This is a genomic window from Corallococcus sp. M7, assembly GCF_054512695.1.
Window position 1 is genome coordinate 461,693 of record NZ_CM137252.1, and the last position, 17,814, is coordinate 479,506.

Consider the following 17,814-nt stretch of genomic DNA (forward strand, 5'->3'; position numbering starts at 1 on the left):
CTCTCAGTGGGTGCCGTTACTGCGCGACGGCGCCGGTCTTCAGGAAGCCGATGAGCTGGTCCTGGGCCGCGTTGCGCACGGTCTCGGGGATCTGCGGGTTGTTGAGGAACGCGTGACGGCCGGCGGCCGGGATGGCGCCGATGACCGCCTCCGGGAACATGTACGTCGCCACGGTGCGCGGCGCGTCCGCGCGGTTGGCCGCGTTGATCAGCGCCTGCGTGTTCGCGTTCGGGATGACCTGGTCGCCCTCGATGTACTGGATGAACGCGCGGTGCACGGCGGGGTCCTCACCGGCGGCCGGGTTGTTGTCCAGCAGGTACGCGTAGTTGCGCGCGTCCGCCGGGTCCAGGATGGTGTTCGCCAGGCTGATGAACGTGTCGAACGTCGGGGAGCCCGGGTTCACGCCCGCGGAGGCGAGCGAGGCCAGGAACGCGGTGCGCTGCGCCTGGAAGGCGGGCGCGGTCAGCAGCACGCCGGCCAGGTTGCCGCCGGCCACGTTGAGCACCGAGCGGTGCACGCGCGGGGACACCGCGGTGGACATGGTGCCCAGGATGCCGCCGAGGCTCTGGCCCACGTAGTCCACCTGGGCCGCGTTCAGGCCGCCCACGGCGTCGGACAGCTCCTTGCTGCCCAGCACGCGCAGGAACTGGCTGAAGTCCACCACGTGGTGGCGGAAGTTGTCGCGCGTGGTGAACAGGTTGCCCAGGTTCAGGAAGTTCCAGCCGGAGATCTGCGGGACGCCCTGGGCGTTGCGCAGGAAGTCGCCGCCCTCGCACTTGTTGTCGGCCATGCACTGGCCCTGGTTGGCGATGTTGGAGCAGTACACCTGGCCGTTCGGCACGCCCTGCGGCAGCGACGCGGCGCTGCAGTCCGCGCGGGCGGCTTCCGTGCGCGCCACGCAGCGGCCGTAGGACAGGCTGGCCGGGTTGGTCTCGCAGCGCTGGGTGGAGGGGTCGGCGCACGCGGCGTCGTCGCCCACCGGGTTCGGCGTGGGGAGCACCGCGGCGGCGCCCACGCAGCTGGTGCGCTCACCGTGGTAGACGGCGTCCATCGCCGCGACCGCGTAGCCGGCGCCGGTCAGCTTGTTGGCCACGCCGAGCACCGCGGTGCGGTTGCTGGTCAGGCCGTGGCCGAACACCACCACCGGCCAGCCGCCCGTGGGCGCCGCGGTGGCGGGGGTGAACAGCATGAACGGGTAGCGCGTGGGACGGGGCTCGGCCGGGTTCAGCGTGCCGAAGGGGCCGGTGAGCAGCCACGGCGTGTTGGCCCGGACCTCGTAGACCGCGCCGACGTTGGTGGACGCGAAGCCGGCACCGGCCATCGCGGACTTCACCTGCGACGTGACGGGGAAGACGGACGTGGGCGCCGCGGGCGTCCCGTACACGCCGCCCGGCAGCGTGTAGAGCTGCTGCAGGATGGACGTGGTGCTCTGGGTGGTGAACGCCCAGCCCAGCGCGACCTTGGAGCGCGGCAGGCCGGCGGCGGCCAGCGCGTCGAAGAACGGCTTGTGGGCCGCGCGCACCGGCTCCAGCGCCTGCGCCAGCTCGTTCGGCACGGAGGAGATGGTGCTCTTGCCGTTGGCGAACACCGGGTTGGCCAGGCGCAGCAGCGCGAAGGCCGTGGCCGGAGCGACGTTGCGGCCACGGGTGTCCTTCAGGTCCGTGGTCAGCACCGCGCCGTACTGGGTGGCGCCATCCAGCGGCGCCTTCGGGACGATCTGCAGCTGCTGCGGGACTTCAACGACGCCCGCCGCGCCCACGCTGGTGCCGCAGTCACCGGTCTTCTCCACCAGGCAGGGCGCCACGTCCGGCTTGGTGCCCTTGTCCAGGTTGGACAGCTTGAAGAACTTCACGCCCGCGGCCAGCGACGCCGCGTCCACGCGGGGGGCCGGACCGTCCGCCGCCTCGCGGAACATGGTGCCGTCCAGCACGCCGTGCGCGTCGCCGTTCTCCGACACGAGCGCGCCCGTGGTGGAGAAGCCGTCCAGCGTGTTCAGGCCCGTGAACAGGTCCTGCTGCAGGCCCGGCGTCGTGGGGATGGGGAAGTTCAGGTGCGCCGGCGCGGTGGCCGTGGCCGGCACGCGCAGCAGGTCGTTGGGGAAGGGGATGATGGTGGGGACGCGCGCGTTGGCCGCCAGGTTGATGGTGGCCTCCGGCTGGTTGACGATGCTGAAGGTCCAGATGAGGACGATGTCCTCACGCTTGAACCCCTGCGGCGCCAGGGCCTTGTTGAAGACGTCCGCGTAGCCGCGGCGCAGCTGCTCCAGCTGCAGCGACTTGGCGGTCTGGTCCGCCAGGCGCTTGGCCGGGTCCGTCTCCGTGGAGGGGATGAGCTCCGTGGCCGGGCCGCAGTCCGGCGAGGTCAGGTCCTCGCAGGTGACCAGCGACTTGTCGGAGTTGATGAAGGCCCACGTGGCCGACCCGATGATGGACTGGCCGGAGTTCGTCTTCAGGCCGTTCTCACCGCCGACCAGCGCCACCGCGTAGCGCGAGCCCTTCGGCCACGCCGGCAGGCCGGTGTTCGGATCCACCGGGGGGATGATGTTGAGGAGGTCCGTGTCCTCGTTGTACGCGAGCGTCGGCGTCACCGGCTTCGTCGCCAGCGGCGTGCCCTGGTACAGGTCGATGAAGATGACCGTCTTCGGGCTCACCGTGCGCGGATCCAGATCCTTGATCTTGGTATTCGCGATGGCGGACGTGGGGAAGCCGTTGAGCGAGTTCAGGTAGTCGCGCGTGAACTCCTGCTCCGCCGCGGACGCCGCCGGGTTGATCGGCGCGTTCACCCGCTTCGTCTGCGCGTCGATGGTGATGATGGCCAGGTCGTTGGGGGAGGGGACCACGGCGGGTGACGCCGAGGGGTCGAACTCCGCGAGGCCGACGTTCAGATTCGGAGCGTCCTGCGCGATCTCCGGCGTGCAGGCGACAGCTCCCAGGGCCATGGCCCCGAGGAACAACTGTTTCTTCATGGTGGGAATCCCCTCCAGCCCAAGGTGAACTGCTGGAAACAATGCAGTGAGTAGCACGCCGTCCCCCGGTCACAAAGTGAGAGGGATTGACGCGCCGAGTCAGGTGTGGGGGGCCCGCGCGTGCACGCGGGTGGACGTCTCACGCGGCGTGCGCGGTCGCGAGGGCGTGACGCGCGGAGGAACGCGGATACGCTGCCGGCCATGAAACGACTGCTGACTGTGTTGGCGATGACCGTGGCGATGGGCGCGAGCGCGGAGGAGGCCGGAGGGCTGACGTGGAGCGCGCCGCCGGAGTGGGCCGCCCAGCCTCCGCGTCCGATGCGCGCGGCGACGTACAAGGTGCCCGCCGTGAAGGGAGACGCGGAAGACGCGGAACTGGCTGTCTTCTACTTCGGGCAGGGGCAGGGCGGCGCGGTGGACGCGAACGTGAAGCGCTGGGTGGCGCAGTTCCAGAAGCCCGACGGCAAGCCCCTGGAGGACAAGGACGCGAAGACGAAGCAGGAGAAGGTGAACGGGCTGCCCGTCACCACGGTGGAGGTGAAGGGCACGTACGCGGGCGGCGGTCCCATGATGGGGCCCTCCACGCCCAAGCCGCACTTCAAGCTGCGCGGCGCCATCGTGGAGGGGCCGGAGGGCGCCATCTTCTACAAGCTCACCGGGCCGGAGAAGACGGTGAACGGCGCGGAGAAGGGCTTCCGCAAGATGGTGGAGTCGGTGAAGCCCGCGCCGAAGAAGTAGGGCGGGCAGGCGGATCCGCGGGGGCCCTGGAGACGCTCCGGGCCCCTTCGCGGGGCGTTGGCAATCGGATTGCTAAGGCCTTCCGGCACACGGCGCCCGAACGCCGAGCACCGGAGGCCTCACGTGTCGATGTGCCGCAGCCCTGAGTTCCAGAACCTCGTCTCCCGCGCCATCACCCTGTTCCCGGAGGACACCGTCCTGGGAGCGCTCCAGCAGATGTACCGCCACGGCGTGCACGTGCTGCCCGTGGTGGAGGGGCGTGGGGGCGACCTGCTGGGCGAGGTGACGGAGGACGAGCTGCACCGCGTGGCCCGCCGCCGTCCGCTGGCCCGGCTGGCTGAAATTCTGACCGTGAAGGCGCTGGCGGCGCCGGAAGAAACGACCGTGGAGACGGCCGCCCCGCTGCGGCTTGCGACCTCCAGCGGCTGGCTGCACTGAAGGGCCTCCTGGCGCCCATCCGGCGCGGGGGTGGGGAAGCCCTTGGGGCCACCCGCCTGACCGCTGGTGGACACCCGGCCTTGCCCAAAGGGCTGGCAGCGAACACCTCCTCGTGTGACTGGCGGCTGTCTGACGACTCGTACTGGCGGGCGGGCTGCAATCCCGGAAGGAGGTCAACAGCCTGTTGGCGGTGCCCCCGGCTTTCCGTCGAGGGCGAGGAGGCGGGTCATGAAGGCAGTGGCGATCATCCTTGCGGCGGGCAAGGCCCGGCGGATGTCCCACCCCAAGGCGCTCATCGAGCATGAAGGGGGCAAGAGCTTCCTCCAGTCGCTGGCGTCCACCTTCGGAAAGGCGGGGTGCGGGGTGCTGGGTGTGGTGGGCAGCGACGAGGCCGCGGTGCGCGAGCAGCACCCGAGCCTGGAGCTGGTGACGAGTCCGAACTGGGAGCGCAGCCTGCTCTCGTCGGTGAAGGCCGGGTTGGAGGCGGCCATGGCCGAGGACGCGGACGTGGTGCTGCTGCATCCGGTGGACATGCCCGCGCTGCGGGTCACCACCGTGAAGTCCATGCTCAAGGACATGGAGCGCGGCGGCACCGACGGCGTCCTGGCGCTGAGGCCGGAGTACGACAACGCCACGGGCTGGCCGGTGGTGCTGTCCAAGGGCGCGGCGCGCAAGCTCCTGGAGGCGGAGGGCGAGGACCTGGAGGCGGCGCTCAAGGTGATCAACCCGCGGCGCCTGAACGTGAAGGACCCCGGCGTCATCGTGAACATCAACACGCCTGAAATCTACGGGCGCGTCTTCAGCATGGAGCCCAAGCTGGCCCCGCCGCCCAAGCGGCGCATGAAGCGCGCGGGCGCGTCCAACGGCTCCGGGGCGGACACCACCCCGGCGTCCTACGCGGCGTCGTCGGAGGAGTAGCCCCGACGCGAAGACTCCCGGGGCCCGCGCGATGCGGGGACCCCGGGAGTTTTTACTTCAGGCTTCCAGGCCTCCGGTTCTTCAGAACGACAGGCCCAGGCCCAGGTAGGGGCCGGTGAAGTGGTCCGCGTGCACCACGCCGTCCAGGTGGCCACCGTCGCTGAGGTACAGGGTGCGCCAGCCGCCGCGCAGGTTGAGGGCGCCCAGGTGCAGCGCCAGGCCGGCCTGCATGTCCACCTGGCGGTGCGGGAAGGGCACCACCTGGATGCGCGCCTCCACGTCGAAGGGCGAGGGGCCGATGCACGCCTCCAGCGACGCCGCGAGGCTGGGGCCCACGAAGATGGCGTCCGGCGCGTGCGCGCTGGCGATGCCGGCCTCCATGCGGAAGCGGCCGCGCTCGGTGGACCAGGGCGAGATGGTGAGGTGCGCGTCCAGCAGCGTCAGCCGGTCCGTGTCCGGCGAGCCGTCATCCGCGTCCAGGGCGATGCCGCTCACGCGCGCGTCCATGCCCCAGCGCTGGCCGTCCAGGGCCATGAAGAGGTCCAGCGCGCCGCCCACCTCGCCAAAGCTGTTGCCCTGGAGGTTCAGGTGCACGAGCGGCGCGGGCCGGGGCGCGCGCTGGCCGCGGGGCACCTCCGCGCGAGCGCGGCGGTGGTAGCTGGCCGGGCCCGCGATGAAGAGGACGTCGAACCAGCCAGGGCCGACGCCGGAGGAGCGCACGCTGGAGCGCACCGGCGCGTCCGAGGCGCGGCCCACCGGCGTGGCGCGGTGCTCATGCTTGCCGTCCTTGTCGTCCTTGTCCTTGGAGTCGGAGGTGTTCGGCTTGGAGCGCTTGCCGAAGCGGGCCTCGGCGGGCGCGGACCCCAGCAGGACAGCGACAGCAAGCGCGGCACACAGCGTCTTCCAGAAGCCCACGGCGACCCCTCCTCTTCTTCATGGGCCCACGGGATGGGCCGCGGCATGTGGACGCCTGCTCGCCCGGAATATTCAACCCTCATCACCCCCGGTGGAACCAGGGCCCCGGGGACGGGGAGCGCTGTCCGGAAGGGGGCATGTGCACCCCCGGACATGCGGGGGCTTCAGAAGGCCAGACCGACGCCCGCGTAGGGGCCCACGAAGCTGTCGATGTGCTGGATGCCGTCCACCCGGCCCGCGTCGTCCAGGACGAGGCCGCGCACGCCGCCGCGCACGTTGAGGGCGCCCAGGTGCAGCGCCAGGCCGGCGCTCGCGTCCAGCTGCCGGTAGGTGCCGGCGGTGCCCTGCACGCGCGCCTCCAGGTCCAGCGGGCCCGCCACGCAGACCTCCAGGGACGTGGCGAGGCTGGGACCCACGAAGAAGACGTCCGGCGCGTGGGCGGTGGAGAGGCCACCCTCCAGGCGCCAGCGCACGCGCTCGGTGGACACGGGCGAATAGGTCAGGTGCATCGTCGCCAGGCGGATGTCGTCCGTGCCGGGCGAGCCGTCGTCGGTGGGCAGCACCAGCTGCGTGCCCTGCACGGCGATGCCCAGCGCCTCGCCCTCGATGCCCAGGAACGCGTCCCCGGCGACGCCGCCGCCCAGGACGCCCCCGTTGAGGCCCGCGCGCAGGTGGAGCGGCTGGACGTCGCGCTGCTCACGGACGGCCATGGAGGGCCCGGGGCTGGAGGGCTCCGTGACGACGGCCAGCACGTTCGCGGCCGCCACGATGGCGTCACCGTAGATGCGGGCGGAGTACGAGGGCCGCTCGCGCGGGGCCGGGCGGTAGGAGCGGGATTCGCTCCGCGAGCTGGAGCGGATGGGCGTGGCGGCGTGCACCTTGGAGCCCCTGTCGTCGCGCTTCTTGTCGTCCTTCTTGTTCTCGGACGTGTCCGGGGACTTCTTGCCGAAGCGGGCCTCCGCGGGAGACGCGGCCAGGAGCAGGCCGGCGGCGAAGGTGGCGCACAGCGCGGGGCGGAAGGCGGACACGGGAGGCTCCGAAGCGGGGGCGAGGTGAACCCTCTGCACCCCTGGACGGGCAGCCAGGCGTTCTATTCACTCCGTGCGTCAGCGCTGCGCCGTCTTCTTCGCCTTGGCCTTCGCCTGGCGCTTCATGGGCCGCGGCGGCGGCTCCGTGCGCGCCACGGCCGCGCTCTCCGGCGTCACCGGCGTGGGGGACACCCGCAGCGTGATGCGCCGGTTGCTGGCGCGGTGGGGCGGGCTGTCGTTGGGCACCCGAGGCCGGTACGCGGCGTGGCCCGTGGCGCTCAGCCGCTCCAGAGCGAGCCCCTCGCGCTCACCCAACTGCCGCACCACCACCACGGCCCGCGCGGCGGACAGCTCCCACGCGGTGGTGGCGGGAGCGCCGGGCGCGGCGGGGAGGACTTCATCGGTGTGGGCCTCCACCGCCACGCGGTGATCCGCGAGCGGCCCCCGGAGCACCGCCGCGGCCTGCTTCAACACGCCAGCGCCCTCCGGCGTGAGCGACGTGGTGGCGGGAGCGAAGAGGAGCCGCTCGGACACCTCCACGCTCAGGGCATCGTCCTCCAGCGCCACGGTCACGTCGCCCGCCTTGAGCGCGTCCTGCAGCGTCCTGCCCAGCGTCTCGAGCGCCGCCTCGCGCTTCGTGCGCTGCGCCTCCGCGCTCTTCGCCTGGAGCTCCGCCGCCGCGCCGCCCCACTCCTGCGCCTGCTGCTGACGCTCCAGCGCGCGCAGCCGCCGCTCCATGGCCTGCCGCAGCGTCTGCAACTGCGCGACGTGGGCCTCGGACTCGGCGGCTTCGCGCTCCAGTTGCGCGCTCCGGGTCTCCAGCGCGTGGAGCGAGCGCGAGCCCAGCCACGCACCCGTGGAGGCCACCACGCCCGCGACGGCCAGCAGCCCCCAGGGCAGCCACCGCCAGCGTCCGAGCGCTGCTGTCGTCCGCGCGTCGTCCATGGCCCTGGAGGGTAATGGCCCCCGGGGTGTGGGCGGCAAGGTGGCGCCGTGCGACATGCGCCCGCCTGCTTCAGCCGGGGCCGCTCAGGACGGTTTCTTCCACCGGGGAAGGTGCAGCACGAAGCGCGAGCCGGGCCCGCCCTCCGGTGGCGCCTCCACGAGCAGGTCGCCCCCGTGCGCGCGGGCGAGCTGCCGGGAGATGTAGAGCCCCAGGCCCAGGCTCGCGCGCGCGTGCTCGCCGGTGTTGCGCGCGAAGCGCTCGAAGATGCGCTCGCGCGCCTCCGGAGGGATGCCGGGGCCCCAGTCGCGCACGGCGATGATGGCCTTCTCCGCGTCGCGCTCCACGTACAGCTCCACCGGCAGGCCCGGCGCGTACTTCATCGCGTTGGTGAGCAGGTTCATCAGCACCTGCTCCACGCGCGGCCGGTCCGCCAGCGCCACCACCGGCTGGTCCGCGTGCACCACCGCCACGCAGCCCGCGGTGGCCAGCGCCTCCTCCATCCGCGCCACCAGCGCGTGCACCAGCGAGGACAGCTCCACCGCGCCCAACTCCAGCGCCATCTGCCCCGTGCCCAGCCGGGCCACGTCGAACAGGTGCGCCACCAGCCGCGTCAGCCGGTCCGCCTGCCGGAGCGCCCCCGACAGCCCCTGGCCCAGCCGCTCGGATTCATCCGACGCGAGCTTGTCCACCGTGCGCTGTAGCGACGACAGCTGCAGGTGCAGCGCGGACAGGGGCGTGCGCAATTCGTGCGTCGCCACCGCCACGAACTCGTCGCGCGCGGCCACGGCCTGCTCCGCCTGCCGGTACAGCCGCGCGTTGTCCACGGCCAGCGCCGCGCGCCAGGCCAGGTCCTCCAGTTGTGACAAATCCCGCATGTTGAAGCGCCGCGTGGGCGAACACGTCGCCGCGCTCACGATGCCCAGCGTGCGCCCGCGCGCCATCAGCGGGACGACCATCACCGAGCGCGGGCTCAGCCCCTCCAGCACCTCCCGGTGCACGTCGTTGACGGCGAAGGCGCGCATGGCGTTCTCGTCCACCTCCGCCACCAGCTCCGAGCGGCCCGTCTCCAGCACCCTGCGCAGCAGGGTCTGGGCGCCGGGTTGCGGCGCGTAGGGCATGGACTTCTCCAACTGGGCCTGGAGCCTCTCATTGCGGGCGCGGCGCTCCACGCGCTCCAGGTGCTGGCCGTCGTCGCCCAGCATGTCCACCAGGCAGTAGTCCGCCATCTGCGCCACCACCAGCTCCGCCACGTTGCGCACGGTGGTGCGCCAGTCCAGGGACGTGGCCAGCCGGGTGGTGGCGTCCGTGAGGAAGCGCAGGTGCGTCTCCATGCGGCGCTGCTCGGTGATTTCGCGCACCACGCCGCCCACGCCCAGCAGGTCCATGCCGGAGCGCACGGGGAAGTACGTGGCCAGGAAGGTGCGCGGCTCCGGGCCCTTCACGTACTCCACCGGGTCGTCCACCACGGCCACCTCCGACTTCAGCACCTGGCGCAGCAGGTCCTCGATGGGGCCGCCCGCCGGGCCCATCAGCTCGCGGGGCGTGAGGCCCAGGTGCTTCTCCAGCGGGATGCCGTTGTTCTCCGCGATGACCTTGTTGAGCCGCACGTAGCGCAGGTCCTGGTTCACGAAGCCCATGCCCACCGGTGACGCGGCGAAGAAGGACTCCAGCATGGCCGCGGAGGCGTCGCGCTCGCGCAGGGCCTCGCGGGCCTCGCGGTACAGCCGGGCGCTCTCCACCGCCAGGGCGGCGCGGCGCGCGAACTCCGTGGCATAGCCCAGCTCCCGCTTCGTGTAGCGACGCGCGGGCGACGCGGAGACCAGGTTGATGATGCCAAAGCGCCGGCGCCCCACCGCCAGGGGCAGCAGCATGGACGAGCGCGGCGCCAGTTCCTCCAGCAGCCGGCGGTGCTCGCGGGAGCGGGAGGCCTGATCCAACCACTCGGGCGTGATGTCCGCGATGAGCACGGGCTTGCCGCGCGCGAACGCCCGGCCCAGCGGCGTGTCCGAGCCGACCTCCGGTGGGAAGGACATCGTCTGGTCCAGCAGCGACTGCTTGCGCGGGTCCTTCGCGCTGAGCGCCAGCCGGTGCAGCGCGCCGTCCGGGCCCAGCACGTCCACCATGCAGTAGTCCGCCCACTCCAGCGTGGCCAGCCGCGCGATGGCCTTGAGCGTGGTCTCCCAGTCCAGGGACTCGGCGAGCAGCCGGCTCGCCTCGCTGACGAAGAACTCCGCGCGCTCGGTGGCCTTGCGCTCGGTGATGTCCACGTTGATGTTCACCGCGCCCACCAGCCCGCTCTCCGCCGAGTACAGCGGCGCGGAGGAGTTGAGGATGGTGCGGCGCGCGCCGTCCTTCCCGACGATGTCCACCTCCTCGTTGGAGACGGTCTGCCGGGTGCGCAGCGTGCGCGCCACGGCCCACTCCTCGCCGCGCAGGCGCCTGCCCGTGCCGGGCCAGTACGCCTCGAAGGTGCCGAAGTCCTCCAGCTGCATCCGCGCCAGCGCGTCCTGGCCCCACAGCGCGCTCGCGGCGGCGTTGGCCGCGAGCAGGCGGCCCGCCGTGTCCACGATGACCACGCCTACCGGCAAGAGGTGCAACACCGTGCGCAGCCACTCCTGCGGCACGGGTGTGGACTCCGCCAGAAAGGTGCCAGTCGGCTCGGACATGGGCGCGGAGCCCCCCTCCCCCGCGGGAGGCTCTAGGGTGGGGGTGACGACGAAGGGGGGCCACCCGACCCGGGTTCCATCCGGCTTTCCGGGAGTTGGCATCCGCCTCCACCCGGAGGCAGGGCAGGGGGCTTGATTCGGAGCGGCCGACGGGGCGTCATTCGGGGCTTTCGTTCACGGCCGCGCTTCCAAGCGGCCGGGCTGCAAGGACAGGTGGATGGGAATCGCGTGCGTGGTGCTGGACTTCGATGGGACCTTCACGGACGTGCTGGCGGAGGGCGAGCCCTTCCTCAAGCACTTCCAGGACGCGCTGTACGGGGTGCTGGGGCAGGACGCGTCCCAGGCGTGGGCGGAGGAGGTCGCCGCGCTGCATGAGGGCGTGGACCAGTACGGCTGGGAGGTCGCGGGGCGCATCGTGGCGCCGGCCACCGCGGACCCCTACCTGACGGCCACCTGCACCGCGCACCGGCTGCTCAAGCGCTTTGGCAAGGGCGACGACGAAGCGCTGCGCACGGACACGGTGCAGACGCTGTACCGCGAGGCGTACCGGCACTCGGCCACGGCCTTCAAGGCGGAGGCGAAGGAGGTGCTGGAGGCGCTGCTCGCCACGGGCCTGCCCGTGTCCGTGGTGACGAACGCGCACACGGAGCTGGTGGAGGCGAAGCTGGACAAGCTGGCCCCCAAGGGCCGCGAGCGGCTGAAGGTCTTCGGCGACGCGCGCAAGTTCCAGCTGGAGGACACGGAGCCCAGGGACGCGCGCTTCGACGCGCTTCCGGAAGCGCTCCACCTGGACGGCGTGCTGGGCCGGCCGGTGTACCTGCGGCGCGGGCGCTACTTCTCCGCGCTCAAGCGCATCTGGGACGCCACGCACACGGGCCCGGAGTCCACGCTCGTCGCGGGCGACATCTTCGAATTGGACCTGGCCATGCCCGCGGCGCTGGGCGCGCACGTACAGCTGGTGGAGCGCGCCAACGTGATGCCCTACGAGCGCGCCGCCGTGCAGCGCCTGGGCACGCGGGGCAGCGCGGACAAGAGCCTGCGCGCCATCCTGCCCCGGCTGCGCTGAAGGCAAACGAAAAGCCCCGCCTCCCTTCTGAAGGGAGGGCGGGGCTGTCCGTTACGGCCACCGCGCGTGGGGCGCGAAACTCAGACCTTGGCGCCCGGGGTCGCCTGGAACAGGTCGTTGAACTCCGTGAGCGCCTTGTTGATGTTCGTCTTGATGTCGGCGGTCAGCTCGCGCTTGGCGACCAGGTCGGAGACGATGTTCGGGTACTTGCTGTCCACGAACTCCAGCATCTCCTTCATCCAGCGGACCACGTCACCCACCGGCACGTTGCGGATCCACCCGCGCTTGCCCGCGTCGTCCTTGTTGGTGGCGGCGTAGATCTGGATGACCTGACGCTCGACGGAGAGCGGCTCGTACTGGCCCTGCTTGAGCAGCTCCACCATGCGGGCGCCGCGCGCCAGCGTCTCCTGCGTGGCCTTGTCCAGGTCGGAGCCGAACTGGGCGAAGGCGGCCAGCTCGCGGTACTGCGCCAGCTCCAGCTTCATGGAGCCCGCGACCTGCTTCATGGCCTTGATCTGCGCCGCGGAACCCACGCGCGACACGGAGAGACCGACGTTGATGGCCGGCCGGACGCCGGAGAAGAACAGGTCCGTCTCCAGGAAGATCTGCCCGTCGGTGATGGAGATGACGTTCGTCGGGATGTAGGCGGACACGTCACCCGCCTGCGTCTCGATGATGGGGAGCGCCGTGAGGGAGCCCGCGCCCTCCTCGTCGGACAGCTTGGCGGCGCGCTCCAGCAGGCGGCTGTGGATGTAGAACACGTCGCCCGGGTACGCCTCGCGGCCCGGCGGGCGGCGCAGGAGCAGGGACAGCTGGCGGTACGCCACGGCCTGCTTGGAGAGGTCGTCGTACACGATGAGGCCGTGCATCTTGTTGTCGCGGAAGTACTCGCCGATGGCGACGCCCGCGTACGGCGCGAAGTACTGCATGGGCGCCGGGTCGGACGCGTTCGCCGCGACGACCGTCGTGTACTCCATGGCGCCGTGCTTGGTCAGCTTCTCCACCACCTGCGCGACGGTGGACTGCTTCTGCCCGATGGCGACGTAGATGCAGTAAACGCCCAGGCCCTTCTGGTTGATGATGGCGTCGATGGCGACGGCCGTCTTGCCCGTCTGGCGGTCACCGATGATGAGCTCGCGCTGACCGCGGCCCACCGGCACCAGCGCGTCCAGCGCCTTGATGCCCGTCTGCAGGGGCTCGTGCACGGACTTGCGCTTCACGATGCCGGGCGCCTTCACCTCCAGGCGGCGGTGCTCGGTGGCCTCGATGGGGCCCTTGCCGTCCACCGGCTGTCCCAGCGCGTTCACCACGCGGCCCAGCAGGCCCTTGCCCACCGGCACGGAGGCGATCTGCCCGGTGCGCTTCACGGAGTCACCCTCGCGGATGTCCTTGAACTCGCCCATGATGGCGACGCCGACGTTGTCCTCTTCCAGGTTGAGGACCAGGCCCTGCACGCCGTTGGCGAACTCCACCAGCTCACCGGCGAGCGCGCCCTCCAGGCCGTACACGCGGGCGATACCGTCGCCCACGGTCAGCACGGTGCCGGTCTCGGCGACGGTGACCTTCTTGCCGTAGTCCTTGATCTGCTCCCGGATGATTTTGCTGATCTCGTCGGCGCGGATTTCCATGGGCGTCTAGCGTCCTTGCGGAGGGGGCGGCCTGAGGAAACGGGGATGGCCGCCGCGAATCTTGATGTACCGGGTGGCCCCCTATCACGGGCACCGGGACTCTCGCAACGCGCCACGCGCCAGGGACTTCCCCCACCCCCGCGCTCCTTTATCGCGCACGTAAGCCGACCCCCCGGACACAGGGGGCCCCGCCCGGCCGGAAGCCCAAGGAGCCTGGCGTCCGAGCTGGCCTCAGACGCCGGAGACGGAGAGGCCGTCCTCGCGGGGCAGCCACACGATGAAGCGGGTGCCGTCCGCCGCCCCCGACTCCACGGAGATGCGCCCGCCGTGGGCCAGGGCGATCTGCCGCACGATGAAGAGCGACAGCCCCAGCCCGTCATCCGCGGAGCACAGGGCCCGGTGCTTGAACGGCTCGAAGAGGGTGCCCTGGTACTCCGGCGGCACACGGCAGTCCGGGTCGTGCACCTGCACCGTCACGCCGTCGAAGCGCCCCGTCAGTTGGAGCACCACGGAAGAGGACACCGGGCCGTGGTGCAGGGCGTTGCCCACCAGGGAGTCCATCAACTGGGTGAGCCGCTCGCCGTCCCAGGTGCCCCTCAGGTCGCCCGTGGCGACGAGCCGCAGGTCGCGGCCCGGGTGGGCCCGCTGCCGGTCCGCCAGCACGCGCTCCGCCAGCTGTCCCAGGTGGATGGGGGAGGGGTACACGGGCAGGCCGTTGGACAGCCGGGCGCGGGTGAAGTCCAGGAGCTGGCGGATCAGCCGTTCCACCCGGCGCACGCCCTGGCCCACCCGGCCTACCTGCTCGGTCAGGCCCTCCGGCATCGCCGGAGCGTGTTGGAGGGCGAGCACGTCGCACTGGAGCGACTGGAGCGGGGCCTTGAAGCCGTCCCCCGCCGCGTCCAGGAACTGGTCGCGGAAGTGCTCCATCCGCATCAGGCGCTCCTCGGCGGCCTTGCGGATGCTCACGTCCCACACCGCGCCCATGCGCACCGAGCGGCCCTGGAACGTCGCCGGCCGGCCCATGACCTCCACGGGGATGCGGCGGCCGTCGCGGTGGAGCACGGCCAGCTCGTACGGCGCCTCCACGCCGCGCTCCATCACGTCGCGCGCGGGGGCGCGGAACTCCGGCGCCACGCACTCCAGGATGTTCCGGCCGATCAGCTCCGCCGTCTCATAATAGCCCAGGAGGCGCCCCAGGCCGGGGCTGATCTCCAGGAACTGCCCGCGGTCGTGGAAGAAGTACCCGTCGCAGGAGATCTCCACGATGGAGCGCATGTGCTCCTCGCTCGCGCGCAGCGCCGCCTCTTCACGCAGGCGCGCGGAGGAGTCCCGCAGCAACAGCAGCACGCCCACCCCGGGGCCCGCCGGCATGGCGCTCACGGTCAGGTGGCGCAGCGTGCCCACCTCGCCGAAGCGGCCGGACACCAGCTCCTCCGCCACGCGCTCACCGGACTGGGCCCGCGCGAGCAGCGGCGACAGCGGCGGCGCCAGGCCGGGCCACGCCTCTGAAAGGAAGCGCCCCACGCACAGCTGCGCCGGACGGCCGCACAGCGAAGCCAGCAGGTCGTTCATCCAGACGAGGCGGGAGTCCCCGTCCACCAGCGCCACCCCCCAACCCGGCGCGTTGAGCAACGCACCCAGGAAGGGCAGGGTCTCCTCGGGAACCCCCGGGGTCGGAAGGGCTCCGGGAAGCCGTTGGAACACAGGCTGCGGCATGGGCGGGTCGTCTCGGAAAACGCGGCCTTGTCCGCGTTGCCCAGAAGTATACCCATTCCCCGAGCCGACGGGAAATACAGGTTTGACTAGGACTGCGGGGCAACCCGGACAACCCGGCACGTCCACCGTACCGGGAGTGCGGTTCGGGTTACTTCAGCTCGCGGCGCATCTGCTCCAGCTGGGTGCGCAGGGAGCCGTCGTAGAGGGTGCCACCGACCTGGGCAGCCACGCCGCCGAGCAGCGCGGGGTCCACCTTGGTCTCCAGCACGACGTTGCGCTGGGTGATCTGCGTGAGCGACTGCTGGAGCTGGGTGACGGCGTCCGCGGAGAGCGGGACGGCGCTGGTGACCTGGCCCCGGACGCGGCCCGCGCGGGCGTCCGCCATGTCGCGGTAGAGCCGGGCGATGTCGGGCAGGTAGCCCAGGCGGTTGCGGTCCACCAGCAGGCGCACCGCGTTGGCCAGCGCGGGCTCCGCGGGGGAGGGCATGGCCTGGAGCAGGGCCTCCACCACGCGGCTGCGCTGGGCGCGGCTGTAGGCGGGGTTGAGCAGCACGTCCGACAGGTCGGGGCTCTTGCCCACGACGGCGGCGAAGGCGTTGAGCTGCTCGGCGACGGCGTCGGTGCGGTTGCCTTCCGCTGCGACGTCGAGGATGGCGCGGGCGTAGCGGCGGGCGATGGAGACGTTCACCATGACGCTGGCGCCCTTAGCATGGGGCGTCCCTGGCGGCAATGATGCCGGCGCCATGCGTGGATCGCCGTGGCCGCTTGGGGCCTCCCGGGGTCTGGAGGGAGCGGGCGGGGAAGCGTCTCCAGGTGGGCGCTCCAGGTGTGTGCTGGTGGCCGTTCTTGGAGCCCGAGGGGGCCCCGTGAGGCAGGCCGGCGCCCGGCAACGGACGGCCTGGGTGCGACAGGACTTGGCGGAAGCGGGCGCTTACCCGTAGCGTGGGCCCCACCCTCGCCATGCAAGAACCTGTCATCGGCATCGACCTGGGCACCACCAACAGCGTCGTCGCGACCGTGGAAGACGGCCGTCCGCGCCTCATCCCCTCGCGCTCGGGAGGACGCCTCACGCCCTCGGTGGTGGGCCTCACCCGGGCGGGCGACCGCCTGGTGGGGCAGCCGGCCCAGGCGCTGGGGGAGGAGCACCCGGACGCGGTGGTGTGGGCCACCAAGCGCTTTCTGGGACGCCGCTACACGCCGGAGCTGGTGCAGCAGGCGAAGGCGGTGGTGCCGTATCCCCTGGTGGCCGGCCCCACCGGCGACGTGCGCGTGAAGCTGTCCGGCCGCGTGCTGCCCGCGACGCAGGTGTCCGCCTTCATCCTGGGCGAGCTGCGCCTGGACGCGCAGGCGCACTTCGGGCGCGACGTGCGCAAGTGCGTCATCACCGTCCCCGCGAACTTCGACGACAACCAGCGCCAGGCCACGCGGGAAGCGGCGGCCATCGCCGGGTTGGAGGTGGTGCGGCTGGTCAACGAGCCCACCGCGGCGGCGCTGGCGTACGGCCTGTCCCGAGGCTTCGAGGGCAGCGCGCTGGTGTTCGACCTGGGCGGCGGCACCTTCGACGTGTCCATCCTGGACGTGAAGGCGGGCGTCTTCGAGGTGAAGGCCACGGGCGGCGACCACGCGCTGGGCGGCGAGGACTTTGATCAGCGCATCGTCCAGTGGCTGCTGGCGCAGGTGGAGGACCCCTATCAGGAGGCGGTCTCCAAGGATGCGCAGTCGCTGCGGCGCCTGAAGGTGGCGGCGGAGGCGGCCAAGCGCGAGCTGACCGAGTCCGAGGAGGCCACCATCTCCGTGTCCGGCCTGGGCGACCACACGGCGGGCGTGAAGCGCTTCACGGAGATCAACACCGCGCTCACGCGCAGCTTCTTCGAGACGCTCTCCGAGCCGCTGTCGCGCCGCTGCCTGGAGGTCTGCAAGAGCGTGATGGCGGAGGCGCGGATGGATCCGCGCTCGGTGGACGTGGTGCTGCTGGTGGGCGGGATGACCCGCGTGCCGCTGGTGCGCCGGCTGGTGGCGGACTTCTTCGGCCGCGCGCCCTCCACGGACGTGCACCCGGACGAGGCCGTGGCGCTGGGCGCCGCGGTGCAGGCGGACGAGCTGGTCCGCCAGGCGGGCCAGGCGCTGCTGTTGGACGTGGCCAGCCAGAGCCTGGGCGTGGGCGTGATGGGCGGCCGGGTGAAGCGGCTCATCCCCAAGAACACGGGCGTGCCCGTGGTGGCGCGCGACATCTTCTTCCCGGGCACCTCCGGCCAGTCCGAGGCGCGCATCCCCGTGTACCAGGGGGAGAGCGAGTTCCAGGACGAGAACCACAAGCTGGGCGAGGTGGTCCTCAAGAACCTGCACGTCGCCAACCGCGGGGAGACGCCGCTGGAGGTCGTCTTCGAGCTGTCCGGCGAGGGCATCCTCTCGGTGCAGGCCACCGACCTGACCTCCGGCAACATGGAGCTGGTGCGCCTGGAGGCCCGGGCCGGCCTGCCCCAGGGTGAGGCGGAGAAGCTGGGCCAGGAGCAGTCCCACTACGCGCAGGCGCAGGGCGTGGTGGACGCGCGCAAGGCGGAGGAGACCTTCCGCAAGCTCTTGGAGCGCGGGGAGAAGCTGGCCCGGCTGCTCCAGCAGAGCGCCCGGGAGAACCCCAGCCCGGAGGCCGAGTCCGCCGTGGGCACCGTGCAGCAACTGCTGGTGGGCGGCAAGGACGCGCTGGCCGCCGGTGACGCCGCGCAGTGCGCCCTCATTGCCCGTCAGCTCACGAAGCTGCTGTCCGGCCGCGCGGAGCCCCGCGGCTGACGT

The 17,814-nt window shown here is 71.8% G+C and carries 13 protein-coding genes; 5 read left to right on the forward strand and 8 right to left on the reverse strand.

The annotated features are described in order from the left end of the window. Positions 1 to 16: 16 nt before the first annotated feature. Entirely contained in the window at positions 17 to 2,965 is a 2,949-nt protein-coding gene (locus ACX114_RS01930) for a hypothetical protein (RefSeq protein ID WP_459294119.1), read from the reverse strand. Positions 2,966 to 3,166: 201 nt separating this feature from the next. On the opposite strand from ACX114_RS01930, the gene ACX114_RS01935 reads away from it, so the two are divergent. The 3 genes from ACX114_RS01935 (at position 3,167) to ACX114_RS01945 (ending at position 5,059) form a co-directional block, all read left to right on the forward strand. After that, the gene (locus ACX114_RS01935; protein ID WP_171424739.1) at positions 3,167 to 3,703 is read left to right on the forward strand and encodes a hypothetical protein; all 537 of its coding nucleotides are present in this window, start codon (positions 3,167 to 3,169) and stop codon (positions 3,701 to 3,703) included. Between the two features lie 129 nt (positions 3,704 to 3,832). Then, positions 3,833 to 4,141, forward strand: a complete 309-nt coding sequence (locus tag ACX114_RS01940; RefSeq protein WP_459300040.1) for a CBS domain-containing protein — start codon at positions 3,833 to 3,835, stop codon at positions 4,139 to 4,141. A 228-nt stretch (positions 4,142 to 4,369) separates the two neighbouring features. Next, positions 4,370 to 5,059, forward strand: a complete 690-nt coding sequence (locus tag ACX114_RS01945) for a nucleotidyltransferase family protein (protein WP_459294121.1) — start codon at positions 4,370 to 4,372, stop codon at positions 5,057 to 5,059. An 81-nt stretch (positions 5,060 to 5,140) separates the two neighbouring features. On the opposite strand, the gene ACX114_RS01950 is transcribed toward ACX114_RS01945, so the two are convergent. The 4 genes from ACX114_RS01950 to ACX114_RS01965 all read right to left on the reverse strand — a co-directional run bounded on the left by ACX114_RS01950 (position 5,141) and on the right by ACX114_RS01965 (position 10,614). Beyond that, positions 5,141 to 5,974, reverse strand: coding sequence for a porin family protein (locus ACX114_RS01950; RefSeq protein ID WP_459294123.1), 834 nt, complete (start codon positions 5,972 to 5,974; stop codon positions 5,141 to 5,143). 164 nt (positions 5,975 to 6,138) lie between these two features. Further along, positions 6,139 to 7,002, reverse strand: coding sequence for a hypothetical protein (locus ACX114_RS01955; RefSeq protein WP_459294125.1), 864 nt, complete (start codon positions 7,000 to 7,002; stop codon positions 6,139 to 6,141). A 78-nt stretch (positions 7,003 to 7,080) separates the two neighbouring features. Beyond that, positions 7,081 to 7,947, reverse strand: a complete 867-nt coding sequence (locus ACX114_RS01960) for an OmpA/MotB family protein (protein WP_459294127.1) — start codon at positions 7,945 to 7,947, stop codon at positions 7,081 to 7,083. 84 nt (positions 7,948 to 8,031) lie between these two features. Continuing rightward, positions 8,032 to 10,614, reverse strand: a complete 2,583-nt coding sequence (locus ACX114_RS01965; RefSeq protein WP_459294129.1) for a sensor histidine kinase — start codon at positions 10,612 to 10,614, stop codon at positions 8,032 to 8,034. Between the two features lie 217 nt (positions 10,615 to 10,831). Here ACX114_RS01965 and ACX114_RS01970 point away from each other — a divergent pair, with 217 nt between their 5' ends. Then, entirely contained in the window at positions 10,832 to 11,680 is an 849-nt protein-coding gene (locus ACX114_RS01970; protein ID WP_459294131.1) for an HAD family hydrolase, read from the forward strand. 80 nt (positions 11,681 to 11,760) lie between these two features. Here ACX114_RS01970 and atpA read toward each other — a convergent pair whose 3' ends face one another. From atpA to atpH, 3 genes are all read right to left on the reverse strand, one after another. After that, the gene (atpA, locus tag ACX114_RS01975) at positions 11,761 to 13,308 is read right to left on the reverse strand and encodes a F0F1 ATP synthase subunit alpha (RefSeq protein WP_459294133.1); all 1,548 of its coding nucleotides are present in this window, start codon (positions 13,306 to 13,308) and stop codon (positions 11,761 to 11,763) included. A gap of 231 nt (positions 13,309 to 13,539) precedes the next feature. After that, on the reverse strand, positions 13,540 to 15,024 hold the full coding sequence (locus ACX114_RS01980) for a PAS domain-containing sensor histidine kinase (protein ID WP_459294135.1): 1,485 nt from the start codon (positions 15,022 to 15,024) through the stop codon (positions 13,540 to 13,542). A gap of 148 nt (positions 15,025 to 15,172) precedes the next feature. Further along, positions 15,173 to 15,715 carry an ATP synthase F1 subunit delta gene (atpH, locus tag ACX114_RS01985; protein ID WP_459294137.1) on the reverse strand — a complete coding sequence of 181 codons (543 nt, stop codon included), beginning with the start codon at positions 15,713 to 15,715 and terminating at the stop codon, positions 15,173 to 15,175. A 269-nt stretch (positions 15,716 to 15,984) separates the two neighbouring features. Between atpH and ACX114_RS01990 the strand changes: the two genes are divergently transcribed. Beyond that, a complete protein-coding gene (locus tag ACX114_RS01990) occupies positions 15,985 to 17,811 on the forward strand; it encodes an Hsp70 family protein (protein WP_459294139.1) in 1,827 nt (608 codons plus the stop codon). Positions 17,812 to 17,814 lie beyond the last annotated feature (3 nt).